Source organism: Bacillus cereus group sp. BfR-BA-01441 (assembly GCF_022663075.1).
Lineage (GTDB): Bacteria > Bacillota > Bacilli > Bacillales > Bacillaceae_G > Bacillus_A > Bacillus_A cereus.
In genome coordinates this window covers 1-293 of sequence record NZ_JAKUEU010000314.1, presented here as the reverse complement: position 1 = coordinate 293, position 293 = coordinate 1, and the positions used below count along the sequence as shown (strand labels likewise).

Sequence of the window (293 nt, the reverse complement as noted above, 5' to 3'; positions counted from 1 at the left end):
CTGGATAAAGATCATTAATCATTGCATACGGGCTACTATTCCAATACATAGCCAGAGGTGCACTAAGCTTATTTTTTTTCAACCATTTTTTCCCGTATAATTCTAAGAGCTTTTCTTGTGAAAGGCCCTCTTTTTCCTCAATAATCCATTTCAAAATTGTTAATGCTTTTTCTTTAGTCCAAAAATTTAAAGGAGTCATACCAAATTCCCATTCTTTGAACTGATTTGGATACAAATCATTAATTGCTTTAAAAGGGCTATTTTCATACCTATGTTTGAGTAATCCTCGTAGC

Annotated in this window: 1 protein-coding gene; it reads right to left on the bottom strand. The window is 32.8% G+C overall.

What is annotated here, in order from left to right:
- Positions 1–293, bottom strand: a 293-nt coding sequence (locus MR107_RS30670) for a DUF4046 domain-containing protein (RefSeq protein ID WP_472926413.1), incomplete at both ends; no start/stop codon positions are given.